Annotated in this window: 20 protein-coding genes and 1 pseudogene; 11 read left to right on the plus strand and 10 right to left on the minus strand. The window is 35.9% G+C overall.

What is annotated here, in order from left to right; genetic code table 11:
* Positions 1 to 130: 130 nt before the first annotated feature.
* On the minus strand, positions 131 to 979 hold the full coding sequence (gene licT, locus ACLBWW_RS20070; RefSeq protein WP_447614190.1) for a BglG family transcription antiterminator LicT: 849 nt from the start codon (positions 977 to 979) through the stop codon (positions 131 to 133).
* Positions 980 to 1536: 557 nt separating this feature from the next.
* Between licT and ACLBWW_RS20075 the strand changes: the two genes are divergently transcribed.
* Together ACLBWW_RS20075 and ACLBWW_RS20080 are read left to right on the plus strand one after the other, a co-directional pair.
* The gene (locus ACLBWW_RS20075; RefSeq protein WP_048545492.1) at positions 1537 to 1806 is read left to right on the plus strand and encodes a YmzC family protein; all 270 of its coding nucleotides are present in this window, start codon (positions 1537 to 1539) and stop codon (positions 1804 to 1806) included.
* 149 nt (positions 1807 to 1955) lie between these two features.
* Entirely contained in the window at positions 1956 to 2066 is a 111-nt protein-coding gene (locus ACLBWW_RS20080) for a YjcZ family sporulation protein (RefSeq protein WP_000505686.1), read from the plus strand.
* Positions 2067 to 2133: 67 nt separating this feature from the next.
* Here the strand turns inward: ACLBWW_RS20080 and ACLBWW_RS20085 are convergent, their stop codons facing one another.
* Positions 2134 to 2511 carry a hypothetical protein gene (locus ACLBWW_RS20085; protein ID WP_131706354.1) on the minus strand — a complete coding sequence of 126 codons (378 nt, stop codon included), beginning with the start codon at positions 2509 to 2511 and terminating at the stop codon, positions 2134 to 2136.
* A 235-nt stretch (positions 2512 to 2746) separates the two neighbouring features.
* Here ACLBWW_RS20085 and ACLBWW_RS20090 point away from each other — a divergent pair.
* Together ACLBWW_RS20090 and ACLBWW_RS20095 are read left to right on the plus strand one after the other, a co-directional pair.
* A pseudogene (locus tag ACLBWW_RS20090) lies at positions 2747 to 2926 on the plus strand (WXG100 family type VII secretion target); the annotation flags it as partial.
* Between the two features lie 21 nt (positions 2927 to 2947).
* On the plus strand, positions 2948 to 3163 hold the full coding sequence (locus tag ACLBWW_RS20095; RefSeq protein WP_001086227.1) for a bacteriocin immunity protein: 216 nt from the start codon (positions 2948 to 2950) through the stop codon (positions 3161 to 3163).
* A 717-nt stretch (positions 3164 to 3880) separates the two neighbouring features.
* On the opposite strand, the gene ACLBWW_RS20100 is transcribed toward ACLBWW_RS20095, so the two are convergent.
* Positions 3881 to 4147, minus strand: coding sequence for a hypothetical protein (locus ACLBWW_RS20100; protein ID WP_048545499.1), 267 nt, complete (start codon positions 4145 to 4147; stop codon positions 3881 to 3883).
* Positions 4148 to 4347: 200 nt separating this feature from the next.
* On the opposite strand from ACLBWW_RS20100, the gene ACLBWW_RS20105 reads away from it, so the two are divergent.
* Entirely contained in the window at positions 4348 to 4473 is a 126-nt protein-coding gene (locus ACLBWW_RS20105; RefSeq protein ID WP_000540377.1) for a YjcZ family sporulation protein, read from the plus strand.
* Positions 4474 to 4699: 226 nt separating this feature from the next.
* A complete protein-coding gene (locus ACLBWW_RS20110; protein ID WP_098801911.1) occupies positions 4700 to 5173 on the plus strand; it encodes a hypothetical protein in 474 nt (157 codons plus the stop codon).
* Between the two features lie 63 nt (positions 5174 to 5236).
* Here ACLBWW_RS20110 and ACLBWW_RS20115 read toward each other — a convergent pair whose 3' ends face one another.
* On the minus strand, positions 5237 to 5404 hold the full coding sequence (locus tag ACLBWW_RS20115) for a hypothetical protein (RefSeq protein WP_016089077.1): 168 nt from the start codon (positions 5402 to 5404) through the stop codon (positions 5237 to 5239).
* A 233-nt stretch (positions 5405 to 5637) separates the two neighbouring features.
* Here ACLBWW_RS20115 and ACLBWW_RS20120 point away from each other — a divergent pair, with 233 nt between their 5' ends.
* Genes ACLBWW_RS20120 through ACLBWW_RS20130 form a run of 3 tightly spaced genes read left to right on the plus strand, consistent with a single transcriptional unit; the run spans position 5638 to position 6978 of the window.
* The gene (locus ACLBWW_RS20120) at positions 5638 to 5979 is read left to right on the plus strand and encodes a PadR family transcriptional regulator (RefSeq protein ID WP_098820650.1); all 342 of its coding nucleotides are present in this window, start codon (positions 5638 to 5640) and stop codon (positions 5977 to 5979) included.
* Positions 5972 to 6454, plus strand: a complete 483-nt coding sequence (locus ACLBWW_RS20125; RefSeq protein WP_262721070.1) for a hypothetical protein — start codon at positions 5972 to 5974, stop codon at positions 6452 to 6454. The genes ACLBWW_RS20120 and ACLBWW_RS20125 overlap by 8 nt, the downstream gene beginning before the upstream one ends.
* Entirely contained in the window at positions 6451 to 6978 is a 528-nt protein-coding gene (locus tag ACLBWW_RS20130) for a permease (protein ID WP_048545509.1), read from the plus strand. The genes ACLBWW_RS20125 and ACLBWW_RS20130 overlap by 4 nt, the downstream gene beginning before the upstream one ends.
* 148 nt (positions 6979 to 7126) lie before the next feature.
* Here ACLBWW_RS20130 and ACLBWW_RS20135 read toward each other — a convergent pair whose 3' ends face one another.
* Positions 7127 to 7282 carry a hypothetical protein gene (locus tag ACLBWW_RS20135; RefSeq protein WP_016136571.1) on the minus strand — a complete coding sequence of 52 codons (156 nt, stop codon included), beginning with the start codon at positions 7280 to 7282 and terminating at the stop codon, positions 7127 to 7129.
* A gap of 297 nt (positions 7283 to 7579) precedes the next feature.
* Between ACLBWW_RS20135 and ACLBWW_RS20140 the strand changes: the two genes are divergently transcribed.
* Complete coding sequence (locus ACLBWW_RS20140; RefSeq protein WP_098977585.1) at positions 7580 to 8467, plus strand: DMT family transporter; 888 nt, start codon at positions 7580 to 7582, stop codon at positions 8465 to 8467.
* 169 nt (positions 8468 to 8636) lie between these two features.
* On the opposite strand, the gene ACLBWW_RS20145 is transcribed toward ACLBWW_RS20140, so the two are convergent.
* On the minus strand, positions 8637 to 9404 hold the full coding sequence (locus ACLBWW_RS20145; protein ID WP_447614191.1) for a TSUP family transporter: 768 nt from the start codon (positions 9402 to 9404) through the stop codon (positions 8637 to 8639).
* Positions 9405 to 9636: 232 nt separating this feature from the next.
* Between ACLBWW_RS20145 and ACLBWW_RS20150 the strand changes: the two genes are divergently transcribed.
* The gene (locus ACLBWW_RS20150; RefSeq protein WP_098222595.1) at positions 9637 to 10422 is read left to right on the plus strand and encodes a TrmB family transcriptional regulator; all 786 of its coding nucleotides are present in this window, start codon (positions 9637 to 9639) and stop codon (positions 10420 to 10422) included.
* Positions 10423 to 10518: 96 nt separating this feature from the next.
* Here ACLBWW_RS20150 and dnaB read toward each other — a convergent pair whose 3' ends face one another.
* The 4 genes from dnaB to ACLBWW_RS20170 all read right to left on the minus strand — a co-directional run bounded on the left by dnaB (position 10519) and on the right by ACLBWW_RS20170 (position 13984).
* The gene (dnaB, locus tag ACLBWW_RS20155; protein ID WP_141538780.1) at positions 10519 to 11805 is read right to left on the minus strand and encodes a replicative DNA helicase; all 1287 of its coding nucleotides are present in this window, start codon (positions 11803 to 11805) and stop codon (positions 10519 to 10521) included.
* Positions 11802 to 12665, minus strand: a complete 864-nt coding sequence (locus tag ACLBWW_RS20160) for a DnaD domain-containing protein (protein ID WP_447614192.1) — start codon at positions 12663 to 12665, stop codon at positions 11802 to 11804. Before ACLBWW_RS20160 ends, dnaB begins: the two co-directional genes overlap by 4 nt.
* A gap of 196 nt (positions 12666 to 12861) precedes the next feature.
* Positions 12862 to 13188, minus strand: coding sequence for a nucleoside triphosphate pyrophosphohydrolase (locus ACLBWW_RS20165; protein WP_447614193.1), 327 nt, complete (start codon positions 13186 to 13188; stop codon positions 12862 to 12864).
* Between the two features lie 52 nt (positions 13189 to 13240).
* Positions 13241 to 13984 (minus strand): MerR family transcriptional regulator, encoded by a 744-nt coding sequence (locus ACLBWW_RS20170; protein ID WP_447614194.1) that lies wholly within the window; start codon positions 13982 to 13984, stop codon positions 13241 to 13243.
* Positions 13985 to 13991 lie beyond the last annotated feature (7 nt).

Genomic DNA, 13991 nt, shown 5'->3' on the forward strand with positions numbered 1-13991 from the left:
ACAATCATCCCATTTATTATTTTTTATAAAAGAAAAAACCTAAACTAACCATAACGGCGTGATACATACGAATCACTCCATTACAAGTCAATTTAGGTTTTGCCTGCCAAACAGTAACAATCCCGTTTATTCAATTACATAATTCATTGCGTTTCGTTACACGATGAATGTGCAACGTTACATACACTTTTTCATCTTTTGAAAGATGACTATTATGTGCTTTTTGCAAGTATGCTTCAATCTTTTCTGTACAACAATATGCCTCTTCGTACTTACTTTTTACTTGCTCGTATAAAAAATCATCATCGGCCGAGTTCAATTCCTTCTGCATTAAACGCTGAGCGAAATATCGTAAATGTATTACAAACCGGCTATAATTAAATGAACTTTCATCTAAGTTCATCTTATAGTGGTACTTTACAACATTTAAAATATCTTGGACGATTTTCGTCATCGCTACCGTTTGTTGCATCGCCGGCTCTCCTTGCTGCGCATTCACGAAATGTAGTGCAATTGACCCTGCTTCATCTTCAGAAAGTCTAAACCCAGTCTCTTCTTCAATGATGTTCAAAGCTTGTAGACCAATTTCAAACTCTTTCTGATAGAATCTCTTAATCTCCCAAAGCAAAGTATTTTTGAGATCCATTCCTTCTTTATGCCGAGTTAAGGCGAAACTTAAGTGATCCGTTAATGTAAGATAAATATAATCACTTAAAGTCCCCGGCAAAACAGTCTTAGCAAACTGAATAATTCTCTCTGTAATCTCTAAATTTTCTACAGGAATTTCAGTAAGTAACCTAGCAAGTTTCTCTGACAATTCTTTTGTTTCTAGCACAAAGGTTTTTTCTATCTTAGATTCATCAATCGCATCGCCAACTTTTTTCTGAAATCCCAAACCTCTGCCCATAAGTACAACTTCTGTCTCATTATCCTTCATCGTACAAACAACATTGTTATTTAAGATTTTATGGATTCTCATATTGTTCCGCCTTCTTCTTCTTAAAGTCACAAAAGGTAATAAAAAAACCTAAACTGATTCCAAAAGCTACACTACACCCGTAGCCTCTAGATCAATTTAGGTTTTGCCTGCCGAACAGTAACAATCCTTTTACTTATTAACTTACCTTTATTATACACAAAGAGTAAGCGGTTGCAATGATAAATTATTGAATATTTTTTTACAAAGAAAATACTAACAATCGATCAGCTGTTGCTTACATTCATTACAAGACTAGTTATATACATCATTATATTTTACAATTACTGTAGGTAACGTATACCTTTCACTACATATATCATTCTGAATAATCAAACATAATTATCTATAAAATTCCATATAGACCCATTACTGGTTAAAATGTTATAATTTAATTACCCTACATAGTTACTCATATCCGGAATGAGGAACTAGCGTCTTATTAAGTAATGCGCATAACTCAAATAAAAAAGACACTTGAAAGTGTCTTTTTTATTTATTTTCATAATAATTATCTCTTTTATAAACAAAATCTATTAAACAACGAAGGAGACTATTAAATGGAGAATACTGTATCGAGAGAACTACGTAACATACGTATATGCCTTATCATCTTGATCATTGTCATTGCGTTTTGGGATCGTGAGAAAACTGTGGAAATCACTGACCATGGTAATGACCCTATCGTAAACACCAGCAATATGACCCAAGTTGGCGATAATACATTTGCCTATAAAGACGAATCTAATCAAATTAAAATATTTAAATTTAACCCAGATACAAATGAAATAAAACTAATAAAAGAATTTTATACTAACGAATATGAATGAAATACATGGGACAAAAGGCACCTCAAGGTGTCTTTTTTATTTTCAAAAGGACCTGCTCACGTTTATACGTCAAAACATAAAGTAAATGGAATCCGTTAAAAAACACGAGTGACCCTTTGTTTTCCCCTCTTATTAAAGGAGGAACTGTTATGGGATTTGGTGGTAGTTGCGGCGGAAGCTGCGGTTTTTCTGGAGGATTTGCATTATTAGTTGTGTTATTCATTTTATTAATCATCGTTGGAGCTTCTTGCTTCTGCTAAACAAACTATCGGAAAAGACACTCTTATATGGGTGTCTTTTCTTTATTTTTGCATAAAAAAAGATTATTTATATTCTATCACTAACATCGGATACTTTTTCGCCGACGGCAGACATTTCTTTTTTTAGATTTCCTATTCCCTCTAATATTTTATCATGTCTTTCCTCTTCTTTATAAAGCTTTACACATTCCTTTAGACTATCAGCTTGATATGTATCTAAATACTCCATAAATTTATCAATTATTTTAGTTTCGCAAAATAATTGAGGTAATTGTGTAGAATGAATAAGTTGATCCAACTTATGTGACATTTCTTTCTTTAGTCTTTTTTGTTTATTTAATAAAAAGCACTTGCCTATGAAATAAACATAAATCTTAGTGACTTGTTTAATAATTGGAAAAAACAAAAGAATTAATGCTATGATTACGTTAATTCCTATCAGCATAGGCCATTGACCTGTATTAGTTATAAAAAGTTCTTTTAATATAAGAGTCATAGATATAATTTATTTTAGTGATATAACAATTATTTCTAAAATAACTAAAATGATTACTAGTAAGGCTCCACTTAAAAGAATAGGTCTCTTTGCCCTATTATATTGCCTATTTCATTCTTCATATTCTCCTGCTAGTTGTTTACCTTTTGTTAATACTGCTCTAAGCTGTTCCTTCTCCCCAAACAAGCCCTCCATTATGTTTGCAAAAACTTCAAGTGCAGTAAAAAGAAAGACACCAGGTACAGTGACCTCAAGTTTTAACCTCGAACGAAGTTTAGGTACCCAAAAGAAGTTAATGTATAATGATGGTGCTATTGGTATTATTCCGCAAGAAGTTCGAGAAGAATTTTGGAAAAAAGGCTATAAATGATAGGAGGAATATAACATGAATAGTAAAATGACTAAAGAAGAGCTTATTAAACTTGTAGAGCAAATATGTGATCCTAAATTGCCAGATGAGTTAGGTAGTAAGTATATTGATATCTTAAAAGAGAATGTACCCCACCCAGCTCCAAGTGACTTAATCTTTTGGGATTTTAGAGACTTAACACCTGAAGAAATAGTAGAGATTGCATTGAATTACAAAGAGGAAAAAAAGTAGAATACTATGTCCGTAATAAGGTCGCTCTTTTATGGAGCCTGTTTTATTTTATAACCAGAAAATCTAATCGTTACCATGCCCCTTAAAGAAAAGACACCATAAGGTACCTTTTCTTTAAAAACTAAAAAGTATGAGAAATGGAACCTTTAGCCATAATTACGACTAAGGGCTTTTTGTATGTACATAAAAAAAGGAGCTGACTGTATGGAACATAATAAAAACGGAATGCTTGCTTTAATTGTTTTGTTTGTAGGACTAGCATTTTTTGTTATCGGCATGGTTTATCACTTATGGGGAACAGTTTAAAAACAAATAGTAATCCATTTAGAAGAAATTCAGAAGCAACATCCAGGTCTTCACCTCATTAAACACCAGTAACCATTTTCCTAGTCATGTAACCCCTCCTTATGCTTGAGGGGTTTCCGCTTTAACACAATTATAAAAAAAGGCCCCATCACTGGGGCGCTCCAAAAATAATATAAGTAAATGAATTAAAAAAAATAACAGACAACTAAAATATATACGATTAAAATTATATATTCTATATATATGCAATATTACATAAAAAATTTCATCATTACATGCTATACTAAAACAGGAGTCGACAATCGTTATTTTCTTCTTATTTTTAAAGCAATATGGATATACCTTCTTAACTCATTTGGATTGTACAAGTAAAAGAAGACATCTTACTAGATGTCTTCTTTTCTTATATTTTTATGAATTCCTTTGAGCAGATGCTCTCCAAGCACGAAAAGATGTTGGGTGTCCAGAATGAGCTCTTTGCTTTGCAGCAGCAACAGCTGGTTTTTCTTCAATAGTCGTTGGTTTTTCTTCAATAGTCGTTGGTTTCTCTTCCACAATCGCTGATTTTTCTTCAAGAGTAGTCACAGCAGTTTGTATTTTTTCCAACTGCTCTTTTAAAGCTTGCTGTTCAATCTTTAAATCCGTAAGTAATCGTAAAATCATTTCAGAATTGGCCATAAAGATCCTCCTTCCCCCAATACACAGAATAAAATACAATATGTCATCAGCATAATACCCGTGACAAAAATAAGGTCGTCAACTCTTTTAAAATCTAAGCACTTTTTATTTTTCAAAAGGACCTGCTCAAGTTTATCCGTAAAAACATAAAGTAAATTAAATCCATTAATTAAATGGTCTATATGGAAGGAGGAGTTAATATGGGATATGGCGGTAGTTGTGGTGGAGGCTGTGGTTTCGGCGGCGGATTTGCTTTACTTGTTGTGCTCTTTATCTTATTAATCATCGTAGGAGCTAGTTGTTGGGGCGGCGGATTCGGCTGCTAAGGAGAGGCACTCTTGAGAGTGTCTTTTTTTTGTATTTTTTGATGTAAAACTCCTATCTTCTGTAGATAGAATGTGGAACAGACGGATAAGAACCTTTCGTATTTTCCCACCTAAATACGGCATCCTAATATGATTGATAATTATAAAAATTCTCTCTATTCATATGGTTAATTTTTCTATATTTGTTATAATTATTTTATATAAATAAATTGGAGGTGAAAAAATAATGATACTAATATTACCTATACTGTTATTCTTATTATTTATCCTTTATAAGATTTCTAAAATGGTTAGTAGAACCGTAGCTGTGTTAGTTGATTTTTTATTTTTAGGAGGATTCACTGCTTATTCATTACATAAACTCATATCGGTAAACATAGCTAGTGGGTATGCCGTTTATTTTTGGGATATTATATTTTTTATCCTTTCTTGTGTTCTATATTACATTGTTTTAAATTATCTAGTTATTAACTTCCCTAGAATAGCCGCATTTATTAATTACATTATTTCTTGGATTGGAACATTTTTAGTATATACAACAATCTGTATTATCTTGATAGGAAATTTACCGCATTTATTAAATAATGAGTTTTTCAGTCAGCTCACTAATATTATTATTATTTCTATACTTGCGATCATAACATTTAATATTAGAAAAACCATGTTTGCCAATGAAGAGAGAAATGAAGAAATTTATTAGTTTATTATTAACTACATATCATAGTGTGGTAATAAAAAAGGCATACTAAGGTGCCTTTTTTATTTATTTGAATTGGATTAATCCATAACCTTCTTGTGTATTTGGAAATCCTAGTCGTTGAGAATAAACAATTAGATAGAATTTCACCAGATAAAGAAGTATTTCTATTTCTTGTTTACCTATCATTTTTATTATAAGCGCTATTGCCCCTGTTGCATGAAGTGCGGCCATAGATGTACATCCAATAACCCTCATACCAATTCTGTTGTACACTTCATTTTAAATATCCTACCCTTCCTTTATTTTAGTTTCCATTTGTGCTTTGCTCGTAGCAAGTTTTCTTACACCGTTTTCAGTACATGTAACATTACAAATTGACATAACACTTCATGCACCATATACTGTTAACAACAGTATACTGTCATTAACAGTATAAATCCTAATTCATTCAAGGAGGTATATCCATGAAACATACAGGAAGACATACAGGTGCATTTCTTTTGTTATTTTTAGCAGAAGATGATAACTATGGCGGGCAATTACTGCAAAAGTGCGAGGAAGAACTTCCCGTCAATCCAATCGATAGTGCCATTTTATATCGTACGCTAAAAAAATTAGAAAACGAAGGTGCAATTGAATCTTATGTAAGTACAGATCATCAAGACAAACCGAGAAAGATGTACAAAATTACGCCTGCTGGAAAAGGACAATTGGCAGATTTCCAAATGGATATTGAAGAAAAAATGAAGAACTTATCCTTTTTCATAGACAAATATAAGGAATTAAAGGATTCCGACCATGATTAATGGCGTGATCCTTTACACTTTAGCCATTATGCTTACGGGGATTTCTTTTATGAAGGACCGCACGAAAACGAAAGAAGCTCTAATGAAGTCATGGAAAATGTTTCGCAATCTTCTACCTGCGATGCTTTCCATCATGCTCTTCGTTGGCTTATCGCTTTCTATATTAACACCGTCTTTCATCTCTTCTATTATTGGGGAGCAATCTGGATTGTTAGGTATTATTTATTCAGCGATACTCGGCTCCGTTGCACTTATTCCAAGCTTCGTCGTATTCCCACTTGGTAATACGTTAGTACAACACGGCGCAGGCCTTCCTCAAGTTGCGGCACTTATGTCTACACTCATGTCAGTAGGAATTACAACATTACCGATGGAACAAAAAATATTTGGACGAAGCTTTGCTTACGCACGTAATGCATCTGCATTACTCATGTCACTCCTATTCTCCTACATCATTTGGGTGGTGATGGTATGAAGGAACTAAAAAGATATCGCTTCTTTTTCATCTTACTACTAGGACTCTTTGCCTTAACTTTTATAAATCAATCTTTAGGATGGAGCGCATTACAACTAACAGGAAATAGCATTTTAGATATGTTGTTTCTACTCCCCCCTGTCCTAATATTTGTAGGATTACTTGATCAATGGGTGAAGAAAGAAACGCTCATGAAATACATGGGCGAAAAATCCGGCATATACGGAATCTTATTCTCTCTATTATTAGGCGGCATTGCAGCTGGTCCTCTCTACGTTGCCTTCCCAATTGCAGCACTACTCCTAAAGAAAGGCGCAAGTATTCGGTATATCGTCTTTTTCTTAGGCGTTTGGACAACTGCGAAATTGCCAATTCTCGTGTATGAATTTTCTTCATTTGGAGCTACTTTTACACTCATTCATATTGGTTTCGGGCTAGTATTCTTTTATGTAATGGGGGTTCTTTTTGAGAGGTTTTATGATCAGGGGCAGTTGCTTCGGTATGATGTTACGGAGGAAATGTAATCAAATTGACCATAAAATAGGAATATGATATATTTTCGGTAGAATACTATATAAGTATGACATCAAATAAAATGGCATATAATAAAAGAAGAGATGCGCTAACATCTCTTCCCTAACTGCTACCGTATAGGGTGGTAGTTATTATAAGTTATTTCTTTTTACGAAACCCACCCTTCTGCTTCCTACGGCGCGGAGTGGGTTTTTTGTTGTCCTTATCTAGAAGTTGCTTCCGCAAAAAATACGCTGAAACTTCGCGCACAGTCGCTTTCAGAAACTCTTTTACAAGATCAATCAAAAACTCCATATTATCACCTCCTTTCCTTCCGAATAGAAAGAAGGGATAACCATCCACCCTCACAATATGCAGTTACATATATTCTATCAAATGATTGTAAAGATATTATGTAAACAAAACAGATGAAATTTTACATAGAAAAAAGCCCCTCCCAACTGGGCTTTTTATATACATACTATTACTTCCCAATTGTTCTGAAAAAACCGTCGGTAAATTTATGTTTTAAATATTCAGAATTAATATTAAAATAAAAAATGGGGATAGGGGTATGGGATTTAAAATTTTATACATAACGAGGGAATAGAAATGAAACTACAATTAAAAGCGGATTTAGGGCTACTACTAGTTACATTCTTTTGGGGTGCATCCATCTTACTTACAAAGGTTGGACTTGAAGGCATCGAAGAATACAGCTTAATTGCATTACGATTTATCATCGCCTTTCTTTTATCAGGTTTAATATTTTACAAACATTTATTCAAAATCGATTTTAAAACGGTAAAATATGCATTTATACTCGCTTCTGTCTTATTTATCGTTTACATTTTCGCTACTTTCGGCACAAAGTATACGAGTGTTTCTAATGCTGGTTTCTTACTATGTCTCACAGTCATTTTCATTCCGATATTATCAGCTATATTTTTAAAACACATTCCGGAAAAGAAAGTGATAGTAGGAATCTTTTTAACGATAATTGGAATCGGCTTATTAACATTAACGAGCGAATTCAAGATCGGTAATGGCGATATATTTTGCATATTGTCTGCCTTATTTTATGCGATTCACGTCATCATTACTGGTAGCGTAACGAAACATGTGAACTCCATTGCACTTGGAGTCATACAACTCGGTTTCGTCGGCCTATTTAGTCTTATTTTTTCATTCATTATCGAAACGCCAAAACTGCCTAGCACAACCAACTCATGGCTCATCATCCTAGCCTTAAGCATATTTTGCACCGCAGTCGCTTTCATCGTGCAAGTAATCGCCCAGCAATACACGACGCCTACACATACAGGACTTATTTTCTCATTAGAACCTGTCTTTTCCGCAGGCTTCGCTTTCGTTTTCACAGGTGAAACACTCACTGGAAAAGGATATTTAGGGGCGACACTTATATTAGTGAGTGTTTTGATTGCTGAGGTGGATTTTAAGGGGTTGTTGCGGGTTAATTATAAGAAGAATATGGAATAGTTACTTCGCTAACGTACATAAACATACCCCGAAAATATTCGTTTATATTATTTTCACCCTATTACCTTAATTTTTTTAGATGCTATCTTTGAATAAGGTAGCATCTAAAATATGTTACAAAGAATTATTATATTTATGTAGCCTGCATAGTTAACCTTTTCTACATTACTTACTGCACATAGTCATACAGATTTTTCGCTAACAATAAACAAGTTACTGTAATGAAAAGAGCACGAACATATCCGCTGCCTTTTTTTATAGCAAATTTGGAGCCAACGACTCCTCCAGCAATTTGAGCAATCCCCATTATAAAACCATACGCATAGTTTACTTGCCCCACATACATAAATATTAACAATGCACCAACATTACTTCCTAAATTAAGAAACTTCGCATTACCTGCTGCTTTTAAAAAATCATACCCAATAAATAAAAGAGCAAACATTAAAAACGAACCTGTGCCAGGACCTAGAAATCCATCATAAAAACCAATAGCAAAAATACAAAAGGTAAAAATAATGACGTGTCGACCAGATAATTTCTTATGAGTAGAAATACTACCCCAATCCTTTTTAAATATCGTATAAATAGCGACTGCACCAAGCATTACCAACATCAATGGCTTCAGTACTTCTGGGTTCATTAAATGAACGGTCCATGCACCTACTATAGAGCCTATAAAAGTGATTGGAAATAATTTTAAAGCCGATTTCAAATCAAGATTACCAGAACGATAAAACACAATATTACTAGTTGCACTCCCCATTGTTGATGCTAATTTATTCGTGGCTACTGCACTTGCTGGATTCAGCCCTGTAAATAATAAAGCTGGTAAGGCAATCAATCCACCACCACCTACAACTGAATCAATAAATGCAGCTACAAATCCAAAAACAATCAAAATAATTAATATAGATGGGTCTAAATACAAATCCATACGAGTAGCCTCCCCTTTAGTCACTATTGTAATAGTAACTATCAATTTGCTAAATGTAAAGAGTTATTGTAACGTTGAAATATAAAGTGAAACTTTAATCAGCCCTCACCAATCGGGCTTTTACGGGCAGCCCGACCCCCCACCTAACTTCTTTGCTTCCGCTGAATTTTGAGGTGGGGTCTTACTGCCCGGCAAATAGCGGGATAAAAGCAAACATCGGAGGACGAAAAAAGTGGACTACATCGTACAACAGCTTAAAAAAATTGGTTTTAATGAATATGAAGCTAAATCTTATGTATCTCTTGTTAAACAGGGGCCTGTCACAGCCTACCAAGTGAGTAAGGATTCAGGGGTCCCAAGAGCACGAATTTATGAGATTTTAGGTAACCTTGTAGAAAAAGGAATCGTCATGAAGGAAGAAATAAATGACACCACTCGCTATTCACCTCTACCTGTTGAAATCTTTTTACAGAAAGCTCAATCAGAATGGCAGTCTACTTATGAAGGAATTAGTGATTCATTAAAAAAACTCGAAACTTCCGAGGAAAAAACGGATAATCGCGTGATTACTTTAAAAGACAACAAAACAATCATTAGCTATTGTCAGGCATTAATAAAAAAAGCAGAACACCGTATTGTCATTTCAATGTGGGATGAGATGTATGAAGCGTTAAAAGAGGAACTATATGAGGTAGCTGATAAAGTCACAGTACAAGGTATTACCTTACATGTTGAAAATCCAATTAAAAATCTAGAAGCTCATCGTATCACACCCTATACAGAAACTCTGTCTACAGAACATTGGTTTATTTTATCGATAGATTCTAAAGAGATGATTTATGGACCATCAATTGAAGAGCGTAATATTGCTTTTTATACAGATGACCCCGTTCATATATACTTACTAGAGGATTATGTATGGCATGATGTTTTAGTAAATCGACTTGTCCGACGTAGCCAAGATGATTTGCAGCAATGGATCACTGCAGAGAGAAAATCCTTCTTTATGGGGAAATAAGAAACATATTTAAAGAATCAAAGAATAAAGCATAAGTTAATGAAATGAAACACTTATGCTTTATTTTATTTGCAAAGCGATACTCGATCCTTTTCACTATTTCCCCTCCACAAACCTCCCAAACTCCTTCAAAAACCGCAACTTAAAACTCCCCACAGGCCCATTCCGATGCTTCGCCACATGAATCTCCGTCATCTCTTTCTGCATCGTTTCCTTATCGTAATAATCTTCACGATACATAAGCATAATGACATCCGCATCTTGCTCAATTTGTCCTGTCTCTCTTAAATCAGATAAAAGAGGGCGCTTATCTTGCCGTGCTTCTACGGAACGAGACAATTGCGATAATGCTACTACACAAACATTTAATTCACGCGCTAATACTTTAAGTTTACGAGAAATTTCACTAATCTCTTGAAATCGATTGCCCTTATGCTTCGGATCGCCCGTAATAAGCTGCAAGTAATCTACAATGACTAAAACCTTCTTATCACCGTGCTTCCTCTTTAACTTACGAGTTTGCATCCAAATATCTTGCACCGAAATGCCTGCGTTATCGTAAATCTCAAATGGTAATTCCCCAATCTCCGCAAACGCCTTGCTCACCTTTTCCCAGTCCTCTATCGCAAAACGATGCTTCGGATTTTTCAGCCTACCTCCTGACACTTCACCTACGCAAGACGCCATCCTTTTTAACAATTGCTTACTACTCATCTCTAATGAAAACAATCCTACCGCCGCTCCAGACTTCGCCGCATGTAGTCCGACATTTAGCGCAAACGCAGTCTTCCCCATAGAAGGACGCGCACCAAGAACGACAAAATCACCTTCCTGCAATCCGCACGTCATTTTATTTAGTGATGTATACCCCGTCTCAATACCAGTAATCTCTTTCGCATCTTGATGAAGCTCTTCATATAAATCAACTAGCGCATCCTTCAAATCAAACTCACATACACAATCCTTTTCCTCTAACTCACAAAGTGCCGTAATTGTCTCACCAATAATTTTCTCATTCTTCTCCGCAATAAGACGCTCGCCCATCTTGTGCCCGAGAACACCCGCCTGATACATTTTCCAAGCACCTCGAACAAGCCCCTCATAATAAGAGAAGTTGGCAATTGTAGGCACACCATCCATTAACCCTATAAAATACTCCATTCCCCCGATCCCCTCTAAAAACTTCGGATCTACCCTAGAAATGAACGTCACAAGATCAATCGGTTGCCCCTCTTCTTCCATTTTCCGCATTAACTGAAATATAGACTTGTGCACTGACAGAGAAAAATACTGCTCCGTCAAACGGCACTCCTTAATAAGCTCTCCATCAAGTAATAGAGAACCTAACACCGTCTTTTCCGCCTCCACATTTTGAATACTCATGGCCGCCACCCGCGCTCCGCTAAAAAGCGCTGCAACTCTTCCTCAGACGGTGCATTCTTCTCCCACTCCTCACACCTCGCCAAAAACTCCTCCGTCTCCCCCGTGCTAACAGACGACTCCTTCTTCCTAAAGCTCGCCGTATCCACCTCAACCTCAGATACTTTCGTAAATCCTTTCCCGTGCCACCCTCTCAAAATGCCCTTCACATAAGCAACCGTCCGCTTATTATTCTCAAATGCAATTTGAAGAGCCTTCAGCACAAGCTCCTCTGACAAATCATCCATCCATGCACTCAATTCCTCCACAGTATGAGGAGACAAACTACCAAAATGTTGCTCGTAAAAAGAAAACACGCGACTTCCCGTTTCTTCCTCTATAACCTCTTCTTCCGCCTCTGTCTCCTCACAAACTGGCTCAACATCATCCACAGCCAAATCACTCGGCATACCGAAATGCGCTAAAAGCATCGGAACATTCAGCTCCTCCTCTACGCACTTTTGAAGAAACATATGTACAAACTCCTTATTCTTCACACCCTTAAGCTCACGAAGCACACACTTCTCCACATTCGTATTCGTCACAGGATTATAACGAAGCCAATTCAAAACGAATAACTCCCGCGTATCCGCATCATAAAGAATCTTCCCATAATCAATGAAGCGCTGCACAAGCTTATCAACAGTCTCCCGATTATAACCCGTCTCCATCTCAGCTAACCGCTTTGGAAAAGGAAAAATCCCACACTGCGTCGTCTTCGAACAAGTTAACAAATAAACATAAAAATACCGCTCCTCCGGCGTCAAATCCAAAACAAAATCATCCTGCCAAAAATTCACCTGCACAGTACGATACACCGCCATCCCAATTCCTCCCGTCCTAATTCAAAAATGAAAATTTCCTCTTTGTACTATATATAGGAAGGAGGGCCGGGTTTTTGGCGTGTTATTTCAAATTTTTTTCGACGCCTACTACGGTGTTTGTTGGTGTTTTTGTTTTGTTATGTTTTTTCTTAGTGATTTATTACTTGGTAGGGGCTTGTAAGGGGCTTAGGAGGGGCTAGTTATCGGTTACTTCGATTAGGAAGACTCGATCTGAGAAGCCGCCTCGTTCTTCTGCTTTCTTTTTACGGATGCTGTTGATTTCTTCTAATGTTGCGCCTTCGTGTTCGGCTAGGGCGTTGATTATTTCTAGTAGGTCGGATAGTTCTTCTAGTTTATGTTCTTTTGTTGTTGCTTCTAGATATTCGGTTAGTTCTTCCTCTGTTTTCTTGTAGATTTCTTTTATGTATTCTTCTTCGGGTAGGATTCTTGTTGTAGGTATTTTTCCGTTAGCTTTTATGATTTGTGGGATTTTATTTCGGATTAGTTTGTTGTAGGTTGGCATGTGGGTTTCCTCCGTTTGGTTTTTCTTCTATTATAATGGAAAAGCAGTTTAACTAGGTGTTAAACTGCTTCATTGCTTCTTTTATATAGTTTTCTTCTTCGGTTGTGAAGAGGGTTGGGAATTCGGATAGTGGAAGGTTTGATTTTTGGATTATATCCTCTATATCGCTTTGGGGTGTATCAAGATAATTCGTTACTTCTTCTATTACATTGAAAAATTCCTTCAAGGTAACTTGAACGTCTTGATGACCCGGATCTTTCTCTTCTACCTTATACTTTTTCAACTTCCCTATCACATCCATAAATCGCTGTTCAAACTTTTCTTTTAGTTCCTTATTATTATAAAACGCTCGAACACTATCCGTTGAAAAGTGTTCCTCTAGCCATTCCTTATTTTCTTTCTCCCATATAAAAGTTTGCAAAAACGAAGAAAACAAAGCGACATCCACTCGTTCTTCCTCTTGAAATTTCTTCTTCATCTCATCCATTTGCGAAAGCACCTTCGCAATTCTTTCTTGCTCCGCCAAAAGCAATTCCCTTTGAAAATGCATCTGTCTTAAAAAATCTTTAGTCTCTATATCACGCTGCAATATAATATTTTGAATTTCACCAAGCGAAAAACCGAGATGCTTAAACGATTGAATTTGCTGTAACACATACAAATCATCTTTCGTATATAACCGATGCCCGCCTTCAGTATAATCACTCGGCTTTAATAAATTAATCTTGTCATAATAACGAAGCGTCCGCACCGTAACCTCCCCAACACTTGCAAACTCACTAATCATCCACGCCATATCATCA

Source organism: Bacillus sp. M5A3_1b (assembly GCF_053345335.1).